We start from the raw sequence: 20,966 nt of genomic DNA on the forward strand, positions 1-20,966 counted from the left end.
GGCGGTGCCGGTGCGTCGGACTGGCCGCGCACCGGCACCGTTCGACCGTCGCGGGGCCCGTCGAACCGGGCCCCAGCGGTCGCCAACCCTACTACGGCAGGACGCTGCGCTCCTCGGCGAAGTGGCACGCCGAGAGGGTGGCCCCGTGCGACACGAGCGGCGGCTCCTCGGTCGCGCAGATGTCCTGGGCCTTCCAGCAGCGGGTGCGGAACCGGCAGCCGGACGGCGGGGACACCGGGCTGGGCACGTCACCGGTCAGCACGATGCGCTGCCGCTGCCGTTCCTGGCGCGGGTCGGGGACGGGCACCGCGGAGAGCAGGGCCTGGGTGTACGGGTGGCTCGGCCGGTTGTAGATGGCCTCCCGGTCGCCGATCTCGACGATCTTGCCGAGGTACATGACCGCGACCCGGTGCGAGATGTGCCGCACCACGGACAGGTCGTGCGCGACGAACAGGTACGCCAGGCCGAGCCGCTGTTGCAGCTCCTCCAGCAGGTTGACCACCCCGGCCTGCACGGACACGTCCAGCGCGGACACCGGCTCGTCGAGCACGATGAGCTTGGGGTCCAGCGCGAGCGCGCGGGCGATGCCGATGCGCTGGCGCTGGCCGCCGGAGAACTCGTGCGGGTACCGGTTGCGGTGCTCGGGGTTGAGCCCGACCAGTTCGAGGAGCTGGTCGACCCGCCGCTGGATGTCCCGCCCGGAGCCGACGCCGTGGATGCGCAGCGGTTCGGCGACCACGTCGTTGACCTGCCAGCGCGGGTCGAGCGACGCGTACGGGTCCTGGAACACGATCTGCAGGTCGCGGCGCAGCGGCCGCATCTGCGCTGGCCGGAGCGTGGTGAGCTCGCGGCCCTCGAACTGCACCGACCCGGAGGTGGGTTTGTGCAACTGCAGGATGGCCCGCCCGGTGGTCGACTTGCCGCAGCCGGACTCGCCGACCAGACCGAGCGTCTCGCCGCGGTGCAGGTCGAAGCTGACCTGGGAGACGGCCTGGACCTGGCCGACGGTGCGCGGGATGATGCCGCCGCCGCGCACCGGGAACGACTTGACCAGCTTGTCCACCCGCAGCAGCGGGGCTTGCGTGTTCGTCATGCGCTCGGACCTTCCTGCGGCAGCCGCAGCTCCACCGTGTGCGCCTCCGTGGCGACCGGGATGTCCGGATCGGCCTCGACCAGCGCGGCGGGGTTCTCGATGACCCCGATCTCCTCGTGTTCGAACAGCTCGCGGGGCCGGTTGAGGCCCGCGAGGTGCTGCCAGCGGTGGCAGCGGGTGGAGTGGTCGCCGCGCTCAGTGGCCAGCAGCGGCGGCTCGGAGGTGCGGCACTGGTCGATCACCAGCGGGCAGCGCGGGCTGAACGCGCACCCGGCGGGCAGGTTGATCAGCGACGGCGGGGCGCCGGTGATCGGGGTGAGCCGCTGGCCGAGCCGGGCCGGGTTGGGCAGCGAGCCGAGCAGGCCGACCGTGTAGGGCATCCGGGGCCGGTCGAAGATCTCCTCGACCGGGCCAGCCTCGACCACGGTGCCGCCGTACATGACCTGGACCCGGTCGACCATGCCCGCCACCACACCCAGGTCGTGGGTGATCATGACGATGGCGGCGTCGACCTCGTCGCGCAGCCGGAGCAGGGTCTCCAGGATCTGGGCCTGGACGGTGACGTCGAGCGCGGTGGTCGGCTCGTCGGCGATGATCACGTCCGGGTCGTTGATGATCGCCATGGCGATCACGACGCGCTGCCGCATGCCGCCGGAGAACTCGTGCGGGTACTGCGACGCCCTGCGATCGGGCTGCGGGATGCCGACCAGTTCGAGCGCCTCGATGGCCTTAGCCCAGGCGGTTCGCTTAGACACCGAGTGATGAGCTCGGTATGCCTCCGCCAACTGCCACCCGATTGTGTAAACCGGGTTGAGTGATGTCATCGGGTCCTGGAAGATCATGGCAACGCCGTTGTTGCGCACGCTTTGCATGTCCTTGTAGGACAGGCCGACCAGTTCCCGGTCCCGGTAGCGGATCGAGCCGGTGACCTTGGCGGTGCGCGGCAGCAGGCCCATGACCGCCATGGAGGACACCGACTTGCCGGAGCCGGACTCACCGACGATGCCGAGCACCTCGCGCGGCCGCAGCGTGTACGAGACGTTGCGGACGGCGCGGACGACGCCGTCGTCGGTGGGGAAGCCGACCGACAGGTCCTCGACGGTGAGCAGCGCGTCGGTCGAGACGCCCCGGTGGTCGGGTTGGAGCAGTCCGGTCATCAGGCACGCACCTTCGTCTGCCTCGGGTCGAACGCGTCGCGCAGGCCGTCGCCGATGAAGTTCACCGCGAGCGAGAGCAACACGATGATCACGAACGGGCCCCAGAACAGCCAGGGCCGGTTGGTGATCTGTGAGTAGTTCTCACTGATGATCAACCCGAGCGAGGTGTCCGGCGGCTGCACGCCGAGGCCGATGAACGACAGCGCGGCCTCCGAGAGCACCGCCGTGGCCACCGCGAGCGTCGTGTTCACCGTGATGGTGCCGATCATGTTCGGCACCAGGTGCCGGAAGATGATCCAGCCGGTCTTGGCGCCGGACGCCCGCGCCGCCTCGATGAACTCGCGCTGTGCCAGCGAGAGCGTCTCACCGCGGGTGATGCGGGCGATCTGCATCCAGGCGAACGCGGCGAGGATGAACGCCACCGTGTACCAGGAGCCGGAGAGCGCGCGGACCAGGATGGCGGCGACCGCGATCTGCGGGATGATCAGCATCAGGTCGGTGAACCGGCTGATGACGCTGTCCGTCGCGCCGCGCAGGTACCCGGCGAGCGCGCCGAGCACCACGCCGACCAGGGTCGAGCCGACCGCGACGACCAGCGCGATCTGCACCGAGAGCCGGGTGCCGACGATCAGTTGGGCGAGCATGTCCTTGCCGGTCTGGATGGTGCCCAGCGGGTGCGCGCCGCTGGGCGGCAGGTACCCGCGGCTGGAGGTGTCCTCCACCGGGATCGTCCAGAACAGCGGGCCGAGGAAGCCGAACAGGCAGATCAGCAGGAACACGACCAGCGCGGTGACGGCCAACCGGTGCCGGAAGAACCGGCGGATGATCAGCGTGCTCTGCTTGCGCGCCTTGCTGGCGTCGAACTCGCTGCCTGAGGCGACCGCGACGCCGCCCGCGGTGGGCAGGGCGGTCGGCCCCATCGGGTTGAGTGCGGGGTCGCTAGGCAAGGCGGATCCTCGGGTCGAGGATGCCGTACATGATGTCGGCAACCAGGTTGAACAGGATGACCAGCGTGGCGGTGACCATCAGCCAGCCCATCAGCATGTAGGGGTCGAAGGTGCGGATGGACTGCACCAGCAGGTTGCCCATGCCCTTCCAGCCGAACACGGTCTCGGTGATGATCGCGCCGGAGAACAGCGCGGCCGCGTTGAGCGAGAACAGCGTGCTGACCGGGATGAGCGCGTTGCGGAAGGCGTGCCGGAAGATCACCCGGCGCTGCGAGATGCCCTTCGCGCGGGCGGTGCGCACGTAGTCGGAGTTGAGCGTCTCCAGCATGGAGGCGCGCTGGAACCGGCTGTACGCGGCGAAGCTGATCAGCGTCAGGCTCAGCGTCGGCAGCAGGTAGGTGCCGGTGTACTGGAAGAGTTGTTCGCCGAACGAGCCGTGGAAGCCGCCCGCGGCGGGGCTGACGGTGCTCAGCCAGCGGTCCATGCCCATGGACTGCAGCAGGTTGTTGAACCGGATGCCGTAGGTCTTCAGGATGACCGCGACGCAGACGATCGGCATCGAGAACATCAGGAAGGCGCTGGAGGTGGCCAGGTAGTCGAAGATCGAGTACTGCTTGACCGCGGCCAGCACGCCGACCGCGACGCCGAGCACGATCGCCAGCAGTTCGGCGCCGACGACCAGCCGGGCGGTGATCCACAGCGCCCGCATGACGGAGCTGAAGATGTCCACCTTGGCCTGGCCGAGCGCGATGCTCTGGCCCCAGTCGCCCTGCAGGAACCCGACCAGCCACTTCCAGTAGCGCACGATGATGGGCTGGTCGAGGCCCAGGCTGGCCTCCAGGTCGTGGATCTGCTGGGGGGTGACCCCTGGCTTGGCCTTGAGCTCGGCCAACGGGTTGCCCGCGGCGGCGACCAGGAAGAACGCGAGAATGCTGCCGATCGCGAGGATGGGTATGGAGATCAGCAGCCGACGGATGATGTAGCGAATCACGAGATGCTCCTCGGTGGGGTCCCAGGCGGCCGGTTGGGCGGCGCTGGCAGTCCCGTCCCCCGCCAGTGTGCTCCGCGGGGAATCCGGTACCCAAGCCCGAGGGGCCGGACTCCTGGTCCGGCCCCTCGGGCTTCGTCGTCCGGGGTGACGCCGCCTGGGGGCGGCAGGGAGTCGGCCTACTTGTTGGTCTTGACCCACTCGTTGGCGTTCCACAGAGCGCCGAAGTAGGACTGGAAGTAGACCTTGTCGATGCCCTTGAACGCCCACATGTTCGGGAGCTGGTACAGCGGCAGCGAGTAGTTGTCCTCGGCGAGCTGCTTGTCGGCGTCCTGGTAGGCCTTGCGGGCGGCCGTCTCGTCGAGGTTGGTCGCGGCGTCCTTGAACGAGGCGTCGACCTTCGGGTCGGAGTAGCTCGACCAGTTCTGGCCGCCGCCGGTCTCGTAGATCGCCTTCTGCGCGGACTTGAACGGCGCGGCCGACCAGGCGAACAGCGCGATGTCGTAGTCGCCCTGGCTGACCCGGGTGTCGAGGAAGTTCGGGTCGGTGTCGTCGACGACCTCGATACCGGCCGCCTTGCACTGGGACTGGACCAGCTCGACGGTCTGCTTGCGCCGCGGGATGTCGGTGTGGCTGATCTTCAGCGACACCTTCGCGCCGCCCTTGGTGGCGAAACCGTCGCCGCCGAAGGTGTAGCCCGCGTCCTGCAGCGTCTTCTTGGCCGCGGCCGCGTCACCGGTGTACTGCGCGTAGTTGTCCTGGTAACCCTCTTCGGCCTGGAAGAAGGTCAGCGAGCCGAGCGGCTTGGCGGTGGCCAGCACCGGGCGGATCAGCTTCTCCGCCAGCTCGTTGCGGTTCACGCACTGCATGAACGCCTTGCGCACGGCCTGGTCCTGCAGCCACTTGTTCTTGTAGTTGAGGTCCATGTGCTCGAACGAGAGGCCGTTCGACGCGCCGAAGGTGACGCCCTGCGAGGCGAGGCCGCGCAGCCGGTCGGCGGCGTTGACGTCGGGCTGGGCCATCGAGTTGACCTGCACCTCGCCGTTCTCCAGCGCCTGGGCCTGGGCGACCTGGTCGGAGATGCCGCGGAGCACGATCTTGGCCGGGCCGCCGGGCTTGCCGGTCCACTTCGGGTTGCGCTCGAGGGTGACCGAGTTGTTCTGCTCGAAGCCGGTCATCTGGTACGGACCGGACGCGGGCATCAGCTTCGCGTCGAAGCCGTTCCACTTGGTCTTCCAGAACTCGGCGACCTTGGCCAGCGCGGCCTGGTCACCGCCGGTCGGGGTGAGCTTGGTGACGTCGGCGACGCCGGTCTCCCGCTCCAGGACGTGCGCGGGCATGATGTCCAGCGAGACGCCGAACAGGCCCTTGTAGTCCGGGTACGGGGTGTCGAAGGTGGTGACCACGGTGTTCGGGTCCGGGCACTCGACCTTGCTGATCTGCTCGTAGCCGACGGTGTTCGCCGAGGTGAAGATGTCCTTGCCCGCGGCGTCCTTGGCCTTGCCGGTCGAGGACAGCCAGGTCAGGTAGAAGTCACTGCAGCCCCACGGCGCGCCGTCGGACCAGACCGTGCCCTTCTTGATCTTCCAGGTGACCACCTGCGGGGACTTGCTGGTCAGCTCGACGCTGTCCATCACGTCCTTGTTCAGCAGGACCTTGTTGTTGCCGTCGAGCCGGTAGGCACCGGCCAGGACCTGCGCCAGGGCGAAGGTGTTGTACGAGTTGTTCGCGTCCGCGGCCGAGTTGTTGTACGCGGTGTACGGGTTGTCGGTCGAGACGACGAACTGGTCGTTGGACTGGGGGACCTCGGGCGCGGCGTAGTTGTCGCCGGACTCGCCCTTGGCGATCGCCATGGCCGCGACGTCACCGGTCGGTTCCTGCCCACCGGTGCTGCCGCCGTTGTCGCTGGATCCGCCGCCGCATGCGCTCAGGACGAGCGTCGCCCCGGCGACCATCGCGATCGCCGACAAAGTGGTTCTCTTAGTTGACACGTGCCCTCCTAGCACAGGGCCGTCCACGACCGGTCCGGCCGGGCCGCACCCGTAACCCATCACGCGCCCAACGACCGTTGGGCAGCGCACTAGGTGGGCACGCTAGGAAGGGACCGCCTCTGTGGTCACCTCTGGCGCGGCGATCGTGACCAAAGGGTGACACGCAGGCAGCCACACGCAACGCGACCGTTACCGGCAGGCACCCAGCGGTGTCAATTGATAACACTGAGTGTCCTAAGTCACCTCGTTGCAACCAGCCACTGAGGGGTGGCCTTTCTGGGCGTTCTGCACGGGTTCCGGGCGGGTTCCGGGCCGGTCAATCCACAGAATTGGCTCGCCAGAGCCAAAGCGCCCAGTCGGCGCACCGCGGCTCATCCGGACGGCCGCTGCCACTGCGGGGCGGTGGCGAACGGCCCGGCCCCCGGCGGCCCCGCGGCCACCCCGGTCAGCTCCCGCCCGGCGACCAGCGCGTCCGCCTCCTGGTACACCGGCAGCGCGATCGCCTTGCTCCACAGTGCCGGCTCCACGGCGGCCAGCGCGTCGCCGAGGGACATCTCACCGGTGATCGCGCGGTCGATGGTCTGCTGCACGGTCGGGTCGCAGAAGCCCGTCGGGTTGGCGCTCTGTGCGCCCGTGTCGCCCTGGGCGGCCGCGCAGCCGTAGCGGGTGGCCAACACGGTGGCCGGGTCTCCACCGGCGGGCTGGGGGGCCACGACGAGGTCCACCTGCGCGGCCCCGGCGACGGCGGTGGCCGACCGGGGCGCCAGCAGAGTTGTGTACAGCTCGTCGGCGGCCGGGGTGATCAGACGGGACTGGACCCCGCCCGCGGAGAGTTGGCGTTGCAGCTCGCGGGCCATGGCCAGGTAGCCGGGGTGGTCGGCGGGGGCGGCGATGACCAGGTTGAGCGGGGTCTCGCCGAGCGCCCAACTGCCGTTGACCTTGGTGTACCCGGCCTGGGTGAGCAGCCCCTCGGCCAACGCGATGTCCGGTTTGGCGGGCGCGGTCGCCGTCGGCGCGTAGCCCCTGGCGCTGGGCGGCAGCACCAGCCCGTTGGCGACCAGCGTCGACCCTGGCCCGCCGCCGGTGCCGACCTGCATGAGCGCGGTGCGGTCGGTGAGCGCGACGATCGCGGACCGCACCCGCTGGTCGGCCATGGGCGTGCTGACCGGCCGCAACAGCACGGTCGCCACGGCGGGTTTCGGCACGGCGGCGGTGGTCACGACCGGCGAGCCCAGCCCGCTGAACTCGGCCATCCCCTTCGAGTCGGGCGCGGTGACGGCCAGTTGGTCGTGCCCGGTGTGCACGGCGGACGCGATCGAGGCCGCGTCACCGCGCCGCAGGATCACCCGGTCCAACGGCACCGGCGTCGACCAGTAGCGGTCGTTGCGCTCCAGCACGACCTCACCCCGGTCGCGGTCGATGTTCTTGATGGAGAACGGCCCACCCGCCGCCGGGAAGTTGTCCTTCAACGCGTTCGACCACCCACCCGGGATGTCCTTGAGCAGGTGCGACGGGAGGAGGTTGCCGAACAGTTCCCGCCACCCCGGGTACGGCTTCGCGAACGTCACCTCAACCACCCGCCCGGAGTCCCGCGCCGAGATGTTCGAGATCAGCCGGTACCCCGCGCTGTCCACCACCCCAGGCTCATCCCGCGCCTGCTCCCAGAGGTAAACGAAGTCCTCAGCCGCGATCGGCGCCGAATCCGACCAAGCCGCCTCCGGCTTGAGCCGGTAGGTGACCAGGTACGGCTGCGCACTGGTCACCTGCGCCGACACCATCAACGTCCGGTCCAGCGCGGGCGTCCCATCCGGCCCCGGCCGAAACACCGACGGCAACACCATGTTCGCCAGCGCCGCCGTAATGGTCGACTGATCAGACAGCTTGTGCGGGTTGTAGCCCCCCACAACGCTGTCGACCCCCACCACAGCCTCGTTGGGCGCAGGAACCTTGGAAACCTCCGTCCGAGGCAACTCCGACGTCACCAACGGCGGCGGAGGCGCGTTCGTGCAAGCCCCCAGGACAAGGGCAAGCGCCACCGCCCCTACCCCCCAAACACCCCTACCCCACACGAACCCTCCTCCCCCAGGCGACTCGGACCCACCATGCTGCCAGACCACCCCCCACACAGGTTCATGCAGCCAACCGCATGACGCACAACCCCCACCAATGGTTCCGTGTGATCTACAGCGCCCCCACCTTCCCCCCCGGTGGCGCAGAGGTTCCGCCCCCACGTTCTGCCGCCACTCGCCAGGGGTGCGGGTGGGTTGGTGCTTTCTTCACCCGGTGGTGGTTGGTGTGGGCCGCGTGCGGGCTGCGGGCTGCAGGTGCAGGCCGGAGGGTCTTTGCCCCGTGAGGCAGAGGGTGAGGGTGGGGGTGAGGGAGCAACCCACCCCAACCACCCCCTGGACGAAGAAGCCCACCAACCAGCACCGCGCGCCTCGAACCCGCCGACACCAACCGCCAACCAGGCGAAGAAGCATCGCGACCAACTCGCCCCGCGCGCCTCGGGACCCGCCGACACCAACCGCCCGCTGGGGTGGACTTGTTTTGTGTGGGGGGACGGTGACCGCGAAGCTGGCTGGCGGGTAAGGCCACGCTTTCCAGTGGCCCCGCCTTTTAGCCTTACCGTGCGGTTGCCGTAGGGGCCCCACACAAAACAAGTTCACCCCAGCGGGCGCAGCCGCGTCATCTGGCGCCCGAGGCCGGCGTCGCCGAAGGCGACCAGGCCGAACCCCGAGGCGCAGCCGAGGCCCGGAGACCCCTCACACCAAGATCAACCGAGAACAAAGCCCCCGAATACACAGCCTAAACAGACCCACCGACAAGATCCGCCAGCCGCCCACAAACAAGATCAACCCGCCCCAAAGCCCCCGGAATACACGGCCTAACCAAGTCCACCGACAAGATCGCCCAGCCGACCAACAACCATGATCAACCCGAACATGAGCCCCTGAATACACAGCCTAGCCAGAAGCACCGACAAAACCTGCCGACAAACCAACCGTCGGCACCCGGCACCCGGCACCCGGCACCCGGCACCCGGCACCCGGCACAAAAACCAACATCCCGGCTGTGCAAGCACAACCGGGATGTGGACAACCTCACGTCACCTCACCGCTGATCGCGAGCCTTGTCCCGCGACCGCTGCCGCCCCCGGGTCGTCGCGTCCAGGATCACCTTTCGCACGCGCACGACCTCCGGCGCCACCTCCACGCATTCGTCGTTCGCGCAGAACTCCAACGCCTCCTCCAGCGACAGCTTCCGCGGCCGCGCCAGCGTCTCCATCACGTCAGCGGAAGACGACCGCATGTTGGTCAGCTTCTTCTCCTTGGTGACGTTCACGTCGAGGTCCTCGGCCCGCGGGTTCTCCCCCACGACCATGCCCTCGTACACGTCCGCGCCCGGGTCGACGAAGAACGTGCCCCGGTCGGCGAGTTGCAGCATCGCGTACGCCGTCACCGGCCCGTGCCGGTCGGCGACCAACGATCCCGTGTGCCGCGACCGGATCTCCCCCGCCCACGGGTGGTACCCCTCGAAGATCGCGTTCGCGATGCCGGTGCCCCGGGTCTCCGTCAGGAAGTCCGTCCGGAACCCGATCAGGCCACGCGACGGGACGACGTACTCGACCTTGATCCGACCGGTCCCGTGCCCGCCCATGTGCTCCAGCCGCCCCTTGCGGTTGGCCAGCAACTGGGTCAGCGCGCCGAGGTGTTCCTCCGGCGCGTCCACGGTCAGCTTCTCGAACGGCTCGCACAGCTTGCCGTCGATCGTGCGGGTCACGACCTCCGGCTTGCCGACCGTCAGCTCGAAGCCCTCGCGGCGCATCTGCTCGACCAGGATCGCCAGCGCCAGCTCGCCGCGGCCCTGCACCTCCCACGCGTCCGGCCGCTCGGTCGGCAGCACCCGGACACTCACGTTACCGACGAGTTCGGCGTCCAACCGGCTCTTGACCAGCCGCGCGGTCAGCTTGCTGCCGCCGTTGCGACCCGCCAGCGGCGAGGTGTTCACGCCGATCGTCATCGAGATGGCGGGCTCGTCGACCGTCAGGCGGGGCAGCGCGACCGGGTTGTCGATGTCGGCGAGCGTGTCGCCGATGGTGATCTCCGGGATGCCCGCGATCGCGACCAGCTCACCGGCGGACGCCTGCTCGGCGGGCACCCGCTCCAGGGCCTCGGTGACCAGCAGCTCCGTGATGCGGACGTTCGACACCGAGCCGTCCTCGCGCATCCAGGCCACGGTCTGGCCCTTGCGGATGCGACCGGCGTGGATGCGGCAGAGCGCGATCCGGCCGAGGAAGCTGGACGCGTCGAGGTTGGTGACCAGGGCGCTCAGCGGGGCGCTCGGGTCGGCCAGCGGCGCGGGGACCTTGGTGAGCAGCAGCTCGAACAGCGGGTCGAGGTTCTCGCTGTCCGGCAGGCCACCGTCGTCGGGCTGGTTGAGGCTGGCGCGGCCCGCGCGGGCGGAGGCGTAGACGACCGGCAGGTCCAGCACCGACTCGTCCAGGTCGTCGAGCTCGGCGGCGAGTTCGAGCAGCAGGTCGTGGGTCTCCTCGACGACCTCGGCGATGCGGGCGTCCGGCCGGTCGACCTTGTTGACCACCAGCACCACGGGCAGCTTGGCGGCCAGCGCCTTGCGCAGCACGAAGCGGGTCTGCGGGAGCGGGCCCTCGGAGGCGTCGACGAGCAGGACGACGCCGTCGACCATGGACAGTCCACGTTCGACCTCGCCGCCGAAGTCGGCGTGGCCGGGGGTGTCGACGACGTTGATCACGACCGGGCCGTCCGGGGTCTGCCTGCGCACGGCGGTGTTCTTCGCCAGGATCGTGATGCCCTTCTCCCGTTCGAGCTCGCCGGAGTCCATGACCCGGTCGACGAGCTCGGCACGGGCGGCGAACGCGCCGGATTGGCGCAGCATGGCGTCGACCAGGGTGGTCTTGCCGTGGTCGACGTGCGCGACGATCGCGACGTTGCGCAGGTCGTTGCGGCGCAGGCCGGTGTCGGCCTGCTCGGCGGTGGCGGTCGCTGTGGGCACGCGCGTGCTCCTGGTTCCTTGCTCGGCGTTGGAGGGCGGCCCAGGGCTCGGTGGTGATCTGCGTGGGCGCCCGCGCAGCTAGAGAGCTGCTCATGGCTGCCAACAGGATACCTCGACCCTGGGTGTGAGCAGCACCACGCACGGTATCGACGAAGGTTAACCTAACCTCAGTGGGGATTTCACGTGCGGAGGACCGATGGCGAAGAAGCGGACACCGGCCCAGGCGGTGAAGAAGTTGATGAAGGCGGGCAAGGTGAAGTCCCGCTGCTGCCAGTCCCGTCCCCGGTGCGGCAAGTGCCCGGTGCTCGCGCTGAAACGATTGAAGGCCGCGTGACCGCTGCGCTACGGTTCGCCCGATGATGCGCACGCTCGACGTCAACCAGTGGTGGGGCCCCAACCGGCGGCCCTGACGTTGTGCACCCCTCAGGCCGCCCACCCGGGCGGCCAGGGGACCCCGGGACGGGCAGCCCCGGCTTCCAGGAGCGAATGATGACCCGCCTGTCCGCGATCACCCCGTCCGGTCACGCCCAGTTGGGCAACTACCTCGGTGCCATTCGCCGCTGGGCGGGTGAGGGCAGCCCCGGCGACCTGTACTTCGTGAGCGACCTGCACGCGATGACGGTGTCGTACAACCCGGCGAAGCTGCGGTCGCTGTCCCGGGAGACCCTCGCCGTGCTGCTGGCCGCGGGCATCGCCCCCGACCGCGTCTTCGTCCAGTCCGACCTGGTGCGCGAGTTGGGGGCGCTGAGTTGGGTCCTGGAGTGCGCGTGTTCGTACGGCGAGGCCGCGCGGATGACCCAGTTCAAGCAGAAGGCGGACGGTCAGGGCGTGGTCCGGCTCGGCCTGCTGACCTATCCGGTGCTGATGGCGGCGGACATCCTGCTGCAGGGCGCGGACGAGGTCCCGGTCGGCCAGGACCAGACGCAGCACGTGGAACTGGCCCGAAGTCTGGCCCGCCGGTTCAACTCGACCTACGGCGATGTCTTCGTGGTGCCCCGAGCGGTGATGGCGGGCACGGCCGCCCGGGTGATGGACCTGTCCGACCCGACCAGGAAGATGTCGAAGTCCACTCAGGACAGTGCCGGGGTGGTCTTCGTCCTGGACGACCCGGACCTGGTCCGCCGCAAGATATCCCGGGCCGCCACCGACAGCGACAACCGCCTGGAATACCGCCCGACGTTCCAGCCCGGCCTGGCGAACCTGTTGGAGATCCTCGCTTCCTGCACCGGCCGCTCCCCCATCGAGGTCGCCGAGGACCACACCACCTACGGCGAGTTGAAGGAAGCGGTCGCCGAGGCCGTCGTCGCCGAACTCGCGCCCCTGCGCGCCCAAGCCCTCGAATACCTGGACGACCCGGCGGGTTTGGACTCCATTCGGGCGGCGGGCGCGGAAAGGGCGAGGGAACGCGGGAAGCACATCCTGGAGGCGGCGCTGCGCATGGCGGGCGTGGGGTGAACCGGCGTCGTCAGACAAGGGGCGCGAAGAAGAACGTGTCCCTGCGGTAGATGAGGCCGGTGCGGTTGAGCCGGAAGAAGTCCGCGAAACGCAGGGTGATGTCGGTGGAGTCGCGGAGGGTGCCGGTGAAAGTTCCGTTGACCGCGATTTCGTGGTCCCCCGCGACAAGCTGGTCGACGTGGTGGTGGCCCGCCGCGATGACGCGTTCGTCCTGGTAGAAGTGGCGGAGCATGTCCTGGCCGACCAGCGGGTCGTATCCGGGGCGGTGGTAGGCGGCGTCATCCGCGAACAGCGCGAGCAGGGCGGGGACGTCGTTGGCGTCGACGAGTTCGTAGTAGTGCAGGACGACATCGGTATTGGTCACATCCGGTCTCCAGAGGTCTGCTGGGTGGTGGGATCGGGTCCGGCGCGAGGGCCGGACCCGATCGGCTCATCGGTTTCAGTGGTCGTAGCTCATGGAAATTCCTCCTCTCCGAAGGGCGGTTCCATGGGCGGTTCCCATGTCTAAGGGGTGAAGGTGACCGGGAAGTCACCAATCGTCCGGACGGTCGCGGTGTGCCGCCGGGTCGGTTTTCCCGCCAGTCGCAGCCTGCTCGGGCATTCGTTGATGGCGGCGATGAGTTCGCGGACGCCGAGTTGGCCGAAGGTGAGGCCGATGCAGGCGTGCGGGCCCCAGCCGAAACCGAGGTGGCGGTTGGGTTTCCGGTCCAGGACCAGTTCCTCCGGTCGGTCGAACTCGCGCGGGTCGCGGTTGGCGGCGGCCATCAGGGTGACGATGGTCTGGCCCGCCTCGATGTCGACGCCGCCGATGGTCACCGGGCGGGTGGCGACCCGGCTGGTGGCCTGCGCGGGGCCGTCGAAGCGGATCAGCTCGTCGGCGGCGGTGCCGAGCAGACCGGGGTCGTCGCGGAGCCGGTCGAGGGCGTCCGGGCGGTCGAGCAGGGTCAACACGACGTTCCCGGCGGTGGCGTAGAGCGTGCCGAAGCTGGCGTTGAAGGTGGTCGCGGCCGTGTTGCGCAGGTAGTGGTCGGGTACCTGTTCCTGTTTCGCGCTCGCCAGCAGTTCGCTGAACGTGCCCGGTCGCCGTTCGGCGGCGAACCAGTCCTCGACCAGGCCGTTGAGCCGTTTCCTGGCCTCGTCGCCGGGGCCGATGGCCTCGGGGCGCAACCCGGCGTCCATCCGCTGCGCCAGGGCGTCGGAGATGGCCGTGTACTCGCGCAGCCCCGGCGGTTCGACGCCGAGCAGCTCGGCCGTCATCACCAGCGCGAACGGGCCCGCGACCTCGGTCATGAAGTCGAACTCCGGCTGCCGGGCCAACCGCTCGAAGATCACCCGCAGCCGGTCCCTGGTGCGCCGCCCGACCTCGGCGACGTCCTGGGCGCGCAGCGAGTTGACGAAGACGCTGCGGACGGGCAGTTGCGCGGGCGGGTCGAGGGCCTGCAGGTTCTGCCGGAACTCGGGGATCTCCTCGCCGACCCGCCGCCGGTCGCGGGCGAACAGGTCGTAGTCGCGCAGCACGGTCTGGCAGTCGCGGTAGCGGCTGAGCACCCAGGACCGCATGCCCTCGTGCCAGAGCACCGGCCGGTGTTCGCGCATCTCGGCGTAGGTGGGGTACGGGTTTTCCAGCATGTCCGGGGCGAGCGGGTCGTACCGGAGGGTGAGAGGCATTGTCCTAGTCCCATTTCCGTCGCGGGAACACCGAGTCGATGGCGCGCAGATGGTCGGGTTCCTCGTCCGCCCGGCAGACCAGGCCGAAGAAGAAACCCTTGGTGGCGGGCATGCTCAGGAAGACCCCGCCGCGGTCGGGGTGGTAGCCGACACCAGCCGCGGCGACCCGGTCGAGGAACTGGGCGGTGGTCAGGTCCGGCCAGGACGGTGGCGCGGTGTGCTGGCGCAAGACGAGGCCGCCGTCGGTGCGCAGGCCACCGGGCTCGAAACCCATGAGCTGGTAGAGGTGGCTGCTGGTGGTGGTCCGCGCGTTGATCTCGGTCAGCACGATCCGGCCGTCGGCGGTCAGGACGGCGTCGACGCAGAAGTAGCCGCGGTAACCCATGGCGCGGAACACATCCGCCACTCGGGAGGCGTTGGCCACGAACCGTCCGGCTTCCTTTGTGTCCACTTCGGATAGTCCAAGTGTTTCCCGGGAGATCATGCCGTCGGTGAACTCCAGGACCCCCGTGGCGCAGACCCGGCACCCTTGCGCGGTGACCTGCAGTTCGACGTAGAGCGAGTCGCGGACGTCGAGCAGTTGCTCCACGAGCACCGGGAACCGGTTGTCGACCGACGCCCACGCCCACCGCTGGGCCCAGTAGCGGTCCACCGCGTCGGGGCTGCCGTCGAGGTGGTGGACGTGCCGGACACCGATGTTGTCCGGGGGCACCGCTCCGGGTTTGAGCACCATCTCGTTACCGGCGCCCGCCCCGTTCTGCGCCTTCTTGACCAGCACGTCACGGCCAGAGTCGATCAGTTGGGTCATCGCGTTGGCGGCTTCGGCCGGGTCCGAGCAGACGTACCCGGGAGCGGTGGGCGCACCCACTCCGGCGGCGACGGCGCGGAAGGTCGCCTTGCTGTTGGCCAGGTGCCCGCCGCCCTGCGCGACGAACCCGGCGCCGGGAACCCGGTCCGGCAGCCCGAGCCGGTCGGCGAACTCGCCCACCATGGTCGACGGGAACAGCCCGGTCACCTCGGTGACCTCGCCCAACCCCGCCGCGACCTCGGCCACGAACCCCGGGTCGAGCAGCGACCGCGGTTCCAGCCGCCTGCCCTCGTGCGCCCCCGGCGGGGCGACGTGCACCCGGATGGTCGTCGGGTCGATGCCGCGAACAGCGCAGACGTGCTCGACGAAGGCGGTGTCCGGCCGGTCCGAGAGCACGACGACATCGCCTGCGGCGACGAACCAGAAGATCCGCTGCGCCCAGGCGCGCGGGTCCCTGCGCAACCACAGCGACTCGTCGATGTCGTTGGCGACGTGAACGCGCACAACTTCCCCCTCCACCGTTCCAACCGGGCTCGACCGAACCGGTTCGCTACGCCGGGAGCCGTTCCCCGTGCACCGCGCGGACGTGCGCGATCACCTTGTCCATGACCAGTCGGCATTCGGTTTCCGTCGGCGCGGTCACCGAGACGAACCCGATTCCGGCCGAGGTGGTCTCGGTCATGTCGGGCATCGGTTCGCCGGGCCGGACCCGCATCACGACGGTGCCGACGCCGGGAATCGCGCGGACGTCGTCCTCGGTCACCAGGTTCGGCACCCCGGGGATCGACGGCAGGTGGAACCACCCGTGCACGACGTCCTGGTCGACGGTTCGGCGGCCGAGTTCGTCGCCGGTGAAAAGCCGCACGCTCGCCGCCCACAAATCGACCCCGAGCACGCGCTCGGCGGTCATCCCGACCAAGCTCCCACCTGGCCGGATACCGAGCTCACTGGCCACGAACGCGTCCGGCAGGCCGAATGCCTCGAAGTGGAAAACGCCTTTGGTGTAACCGAGTGCGTCGATCGCCCGGGTGGTCAGGTTGTGCGCGTGCCGGTATGTCCGGGGGTGGCGGCGGGGCGGCAACGCGACCGAGCGGGACGGTTGCCCGTCTTTCGTGGTCAGCAGTGGTTCGCCGTACCGGGACACCATGAGGTCGGTGACCCGGCCGCCCTCGACGATGCCGTCGAAGTGCCATTCCGGCCCGTCCAGGAATTCCTCCACCATGAGCCTGCTCAGTTGCGGGTTGTCCTTGGCCTTGGTGAAGACCTCGGCGTAGGAATCCGCGCGGGACACCGATTCCGCGCCGCCCGCCGCCAGCGGTTTGATGACCAGTGGGGGTTTCAGGCCGGCCGTGGTGAGCGCGTCGCGGACCTGCTCGACGGACTCGGCGCCGTTGGTCAGCACGTGCCACCGCGCGGTCGGTATCCCCGCGTCGGCCCACCTGGCCTTCTGGATCGCCTTGTCCCGGCACACCAGCGCGACCTGCGGATCGACCGAGATCGCGCCCAGCCGCGCGCCGAGCAGGGCGGTCGAGACGACGGCGAGCTCGTTCGCGGTCAGCACCGCGTCGACCCGGTCGGCGACGCCGAGGTGGTGCAGCGCCGACCACAACGACTCGGTCTTGCCGTACGAGTCGACCACGCACCGGCGGGCGATCAGCGATTCCGACTGCCGGACGCGGTCGCGTTGCGCCGCTTCGTACAACACCGTGGTCTCGTGCCCGTCGCGGTGCAGTGCGTCGATTACCTCCGCGCGTGGCCCAACCAGGACGACATGCATGGTTCCCCCAGTCACCGGCGAACGTCGTTCACACCCGTTCCCAATTCGGTGAGGAATTAACTCACGTTTCCCAACGTAGTAAGCGCCGCCAATTTCGGTCAACCATCGGATGGAGCAACCTGCGGACGGCCGCCTCTCACCCAGGGTGAGGAAAAGCCGCCAAACCGGGCTTCCAGCCACCTTCGCCGGACATTCCGACCATTTGCCCATGGATTACTCTTGCTTTACTTTTGATTTAACTTCACCGGGATGGCCGAGTCCGACCGGCGGCTTGACCTGCGTACGTTGGGCATTGGCGAGAACCGGGGCGAGTCCGTTGCGCTGTGGCATACTGCGACGCTGTGACTACCGCGAGCACGGGGCAGAATTCGACGACTCCCGGATCGGATAAACCGGAAACCCCATCACCGTTCCGCGACACCGGGTTCCGGTGGTTCTTCCTGGGCCGATTGGTGTCACTGTTCGGCAGCGCGATGACGCCGGTCGCGCTGGCGTTCGCCGTGCTGCAGCGGACCGGCAGCCCGAACTACCTCGGTTATGTGCTCGCGGCCCAGATGATCCCGATGGTCGCTTTCCTGGTGATCAGCGGCGGTATCGCGGACCGCTATCGGCGGGACGTGTTGTTGCGGGTCGCGAACCTGGGGTCGGGCATCACCCAGGCCGGGGTGGCGGTGATCGTGCTCGTCGACGCGGCCCCGTGGCTGCTGGTGCCGGTGGCGTTCCTCAACGGCGTGATGGAGGCGTTCACCACGCCCGCGCTGCGCGGCATCGTGCCGCAACTGGTGCCCACGGGGTCGGTGCAACGGGCGAACTCGGTGCTGAGCTCGTCCCGGAACGCGATCAGAATCCTCGGCCCCACAGCGGCGGGCATCCTGGTGGCAACGATCGGCGGCGGCTGGGCGATCGCCATCGACGCGGCCACCTTCCTGTTCGCGGCCGCCTGCATGGCGCGGGTGACCCTGCCGTCGAAACCGAAGGCGGCTTCGGGCAACCTGGTGCGGGAGTTGACGGAGGGCTGGTCGTACTTCCGATCCCTGCCCTGGGTCTGGTCGATCACCATCGCCTGCGCGGCGATCAACGCGGTGCAGGTCGGCATCTGGCAGGTGCTCGGCCCGGTGATCGCGAACGGCACCATCGGCTCGACCGGCTGGGGCGCCGTGCTCAGCGCCAAGGCCGTCGGTCTGCTCGTGCTGAGCCTGGTGATGTTCAAGCTGACCGTCCGCCGCCCCCTGGTCACCGGCCTGATCGCGGTCTCCGCGACCGCCGCCCCCCTCGTCCTGCTCGGCACCGGACCAACCATCGTCTGGCTGGCAGTCGCCTCCTTCGTCGCGGGCGCGGGCGCGTCGCTGTTCGGGATCATCTGGGACACCACCCTGCAAACGAAGATCCCGAACACCATGCTCTCCAGAGTAACCTCCTACGACGACTTCGGCGCCTTCGCCACCATCCCCTTGGGACAGTTGGCCGTCATCCCGGCCGCCGCCGCCCTGGGCGCGAACAACGTCGCCCTGTTCGGCGGAATCATCTTGTTCGTAGTCGCCCTGACCCCACTGCTGCTGACATCGGTCCGAACCATGACCAGCACCGAGGCACCCACACAGGGGTAGCGCTGGGACTAGAAGTCCTCAATGTCGTTCACCACGACGATCTCGACTTCCAGTGTGCGGGCGATCGCATCGAGGAAGCGCGTCGTGGTGAGGAACCATTCCTTCCCGGCGACCCTGCTCACATTGAGCGAATGGTCCGCCGATTTCAGCAGGTAGTGGAACTTCTTTTCCAGGTCTTCCGGGGAATGCGCGCCCGCGCGGTAGATGCGCAGGAGGATGGGGTCTTCGGGTAGCGCGGTGGTACGGCCCTGCGCTTGGACTCGCTCCATGATGTCCCGTGCGCTCCGGCCGACTTTCAGCAAGGTGTGGCCGGTGGCGGGGTCATACGGGTACCGCAGGTAGTGCGGCAGCGCGTACACGTAGACACCAGTCTCCTTGCGGGACTCGGCGGTTGTCGAGAACCGCAGGGCCTGCTCGTCCTCGGCTTCGCGCGCGGGCACGTCATCGGCCTGCAATTCGAGCACGGCGAGTCGCGCCGACAGGTAGACGCGGGTGGGCTCGGTGAGGTGGTGTTGTTTCGCGATGGCGCGGAGTCGGCGCGCTACCTGCATGGCCATGGACGGTTTGCCCGGAATCCGGCCTTCGAGCAGGGCCTTGATGATTTGCGTGTAGTTCCAGACGAAGTTCGACGTCGCGACGTTGAGGGCGGCGGCGATCTCGTCGGGCGACTGCCCGGCCTGCTGGCCGCGGTAGACGTCACCCAGTCGGGACTCGTCCTGCTCGAGGTAGGACCGCAGTTCGTCGTGCACCGACTGCGGCGGGCGTTCGGCGGCTTCCGTGGGCTCTGTCACGTGGCCATGGTGCCAGGAGGCGTGAAAACGGGCCGCCTTGGCGTGTCATTGTGGATTTTCACGCGGCCCGCGTGGTGGTGCGGTAAGTGTGCGGCGGTACGATTCCCGGGGTAGGGGAAACGGTCGGGGGTCGGATTCGGAGTACGTGCGTGAAGGAATTCCTCGACGGGGTGTCGGGTGCCGGGATCGATGATCGGCATTTCGTGCGGCACGTGGAGCGTGGGGCCGCCGATGTCGGGGGGTCGGTGACCTGGCACAGCGGGCATTGGGTTGGGGAAATCTGCCGCGGGGGCGTACGGGGGTTGATCGTCGGGTATGTGTTTCCGCTGAACGACGCGGCGGCGGCGCGGGCGGCCAGCGACAAGGTCGCGACAACGGTTTTGTTGCGGGCGGCCAAGGTTGAGTGCGTGGAGCACCGGTTGGTGCGGCCGGGCTGGAAGGGGTCGCCGCGGGTGAACTGGCGGGCGGAGTTGCCGGTGGTGGTGAAGCCGAACTCCGAGTCGGGTGGTCGCGGGGTCGTGTTGGCGCGCACGATGACGGAATTGGACCAGGCCATTGCGTCGCTCGGTGAGCGGTACCTGGCTTTGGCGTGGTCGCCTTTCCTGGACATCACCGACGAATACCGCGCCGTGTTCCTGGACGGCAGGTTGTTGTTGGCGTTCCGGAAAATCCGCACCGACCCGGCCGAGTGGCGGCACAACCTGCACCTCGGCGCCATCCCGGAACTCTGCGTCGAACCATCCACTGTGGATCGCCTCGCCGACGTCGGCGGGCAGGCCATGGCCGCGCTCGGCCTGCGCTTCGCCACCGTCGACATCGTCCGCGTCGGTGACCAGGACGTGGTGTTGGAGGTCAACAGCGGGGTGTCCCTGGAGCGCTTCAGCAGGCACAGCCGCGAGTACGCCGCCCTCGCCGGTGACGTCTACGCCGCCGCCGTCGCCGCCGCCCTCGTCAACTAACGGTTGACGTCTAGCCGGTCGTCAACCTAGAGTTGACGCCATGAACGCACCCCGGCTCGACGACCTGATCGCCGCCATCGAAACCCGCTCCGACGACCCGCTCACCCGCCTCACCGAGGCCGTCGTCCTCGGCCGCCACCTCGACGAACTCGCCGACCACCTGATCGGCCACTTCGTCGACCGCGCCCGCCGCTCCGGCGCCTCCTGGACCACCATCGGCGACAGCCTCGGCGTCACCAAACAGGCCGCCCAGAAGCGTTTCGTCCCCACCGAGCCCGCCACCGCCGCCGAGGACCTCCGCACCTTCGCCCGCTACCACGACAGCGCCCGCAAAGTGGTGGTCAACTCCCAGGAACAAGCCCGCGCCGCGTCCCTCCCCGAGATCGAACCCGGCCACATCCTGCTGGCCCTCCTCGACGACCCCGCCATCACCACCCTGATCCCCACCGCCGACACCCTCCGCACCACCACCCGCGAAGCCCTCGGCACCGGCCCCACCCGCCTCGACGGCCACATCCCGTTCTCGGCCACCGCCAAGAAAACCTTCGAACTGGCCCACCGCGAAGCCCTCCGCCTCGCCACCGAGACCATCTGGCCCGAACACCTCCTCCTCGGCCTCCTCGCCCTCCCCGACGCCCCCGACTACGGCACCACCCCCGAATCCATCGAAGCCGCCCTCCGCTCCCGCTAGCGC

At 69.0% G+C, this 20,966-nt stretch carries 17 protein-coding genes; 5 read left to right on the forward strand and 12 right to left on the reverse strand.

Annotated features, from left to right (window positions below):
- Window positions 1-91 precede the first annotated feature (91 nt).
- The 7 genes from H504_RS0108115 to typA all read right to left on the reverse strand — a co-directional run bounded on the left by H504_RS0108115 (window position 92) and on the right by typA (window position 11,207).
- Complete coding sequence (locus H504_RS0108115; RefSeq protein WP_026422371.1) at window positions 92-1,093, reverse strand: ABC transporter ATP-binding protein; 1,002 nt, start codon at window positions 1,091-1,093, stop codon at window positions 92-94.
- Window positions 1,090-2,250, reverse strand: coding sequence for an ABC transporter ATP-binding protein (locus H504_RS0108120; RefSeq protein ID WP_026422372.1), 1,161 nt, complete (start codon window positions 2,248-2,250; stop codon window positions 1,090-1,092). Before H504_RS0108120 ends, H504_RS0108115 begins: the two co-directional genes overlap by 4 nt.
- Window positions 2,250-3,170: an ABC transporter permease gene (locus H504_RS0108125; protein WP_051385618.1), complete on the reverse strand. Its 921-nt coding sequence runs from the start codon at window positions 3,168-3,170 to the stop codon at window positions 2,250-2,252. The genes H504_RS0108120 and H504_RS0108125 overlap by 1 nt, the downstream gene beginning before the upstream one ends.
- Window positions 3,171-3,189: 19 nt before the next feature.
- Window positions 3,190-4,188, reverse strand: a complete 999-nt coding sequence (locus H504_RS0108130; protein WP_026422374.1) for an ABC transporter permease — start codon at window positions 4,186-4,188, stop codon at window positions 3,190-3,192.
- A gap of 176 nt (window positions 4,189-4,364) precedes the next feature.
- Window positions 4,365-6,140, reverse strand: a complete 1,776-nt coding sequence (locus H504_RS0108135; protein ID WP_035303668.1) for an ABC transporter family substrate-binding protein — start codon at window positions 6,138-6,140, stop codon at window positions 4,365-4,367.
- A 407-nt stretch (window positions 6,141-6,547) separates the two neighbouring features.
- The gene (locus tag H504_RS0108140) at window positions 6,548-8,098 is read right to left on the reverse strand and encodes an ABC transporter family substrate-binding protein (RefSeq protein WP_245614114.1); all 1,551 of its coding nucleotides are present in this window, start codon (window positions 8,096-8,098) and stop codon (window positions 6,548-6,550) included.
- 1,189 nt (window positions 8,099-9,287) lie between these two features.
- The gene (typA, locus tag H504_RS0108145) at window positions 9,288-11,207 is read right to left on the reverse strand and encodes a translational GTPase TypA (protein WP_026422377.1); all 1,920 of its coding nucleotides are present in this window, start codon (window positions 11,205-11,207) and stop codon (window positions 9,288-9,290) included.
- A gap of 196 nt (window positions 11,208-11,403) precedes the next feature.
- Between typA and H504_RS41880 the strand changes: the two genes are divergently transcribed.
- Together H504_RS41880 and trpS are read left to right on the forward strand one after the other, a co-directional pair.
- A complete protein-coding gene (locus tag H504_RS41880) occupies window positions 11,404-11,541 on the forward strand; it encodes a hypothetical protein (protein ID WP_169735356.1) in 138 nt (45 codons plus the stop codon).
- A 155-nt stretch (window positions 11,542-11,696) separates the two neighbouring features.
- Entirely contained in the window at window positions 11,697-12,662 is a 966-nt protein-coding gene (trpS, locus tag H504_RS0108155; RefSeq protein ID WP_026422378.1) for a tryptophan--tRNA ligase, read from the forward strand.
- Window positions 12,663-12,672: 10 nt separating this feature from the next.
- On the opposite strand, the gene H504_RS0108160 is transcribed toward trpS, so the two are convergent.
- The 4 genes from H504_RS0108160 to H504_RS0108175 form a co-directional block, all read right to left on the reverse strand.
- A complete protein-coding gene (locus H504_RS0108160; RefSeq protein WP_035303624.1) occupies window positions 12,673-13,026 on the reverse strand; it encodes a nuclear transport factor 2 family protein in 354 nt (117 codons plus the stop codon).
- Window positions 13,027-13,166: 140 nt separating this feature from the next.
- Window positions 13,167-14,330 (reverse strand): cytochrome P450, encoded by a 1,164-nt coding sequence (locus tag H504_RS0108165; protein WP_026422380.1) that lies wholly within the window; start codon window positions 14,328-14,330, stop codon window positions 13,167-13,169.
- Between the two features lie 4 nt (window positions 14,331-14,334).
- A complete protein-coding gene (locus H504_RS0108170; RefSeq protein WP_026422381.1) occupies window positions 14,335-15,642 on the reverse strand; it encodes a preATP grasp domain-containing protein in 1,308 nt (435 codons plus the stop codon).
- A 46-nt stretch (window positions 15,643-15,688) separates the two neighbouring features.
- On the reverse strand, window positions 15,689-16,915 hold the full coding sequence (locus tag H504_RS0108175; RefSeq protein WP_026422382.1) for a hypothetical protein: 1,227 nt from the start codon (window positions 16,913-16,915) through the stop codon (window positions 15,689-15,691).
- A gap of 341 nt (window positions 16,916-17,256) precedes the next feature.
- Here H504_RS0108175 and H504_RS33915 point away from each other — a divergent pair, with 341 nt between their 5' ends.
- Window positions 17,257-18,522, forward strand: coding sequence for an MFS transporter (locus H504_RS33915; RefSeq protein ID WP_084467480.1), 1,266 nt, complete (start codon window positions 17,257-17,259; stop codon window positions 18,520-18,522).
- Between the two features lie 8 nt (window positions 18,523-18,530).
- Here the strand turns inward: H504_RS33915 and H504_RS0108185 are convergent, their stop codons facing one another.
- Window positions 18,531-19,313 carry a GIY-YIG nuclease family protein gene (locus tag H504_RS0108185; protein ID WP_026422383.1) on the reverse strand — a complete coding sequence of 261 codons (783 nt, stop codon included), beginning with the start codon at window positions 19,311-19,313 and terminating at the stop codon, window positions 18,531-18,533.
- A 149-nt stretch (window positions 19,314-19,462) separates the two neighbouring features.
- Between H504_RS0108185 and H504_RS0108190 the strand changes: the two genes are divergently transcribed.
- A complete protein-coding gene (locus H504_RS0108190) occupies window positions 19,463-20,272 on the forward strand; it encodes an ATP-grasp domain-containing protein (protein ID WP_026422384.1) in 810 nt (269 codons plus the stop codon).
- A 40-nt stretch (window positions 20,273-20,312) separates the two neighbouring features.
- A complete protein-coding gene (locus H504_RS33920) occupies window positions 20,313-20,963 on the forward strand; it encodes a Clp protease N-terminal domain-containing protein (protein WP_051385619.1) in 651 nt (216 codons plus the stop codon).
- Window positions 20,964-20,966: the final 3 nt, after the last annotated feature.

The organism is Actinokineospora inagensis DSM 44258 (assembly GCF_000482865.1).
GTDB lineage: Bacteria > Actinomycetota > Actinomycetes > Mycobacteriales > Pseudonocardiaceae > Actinokineospora > Actinokineospora inagensis.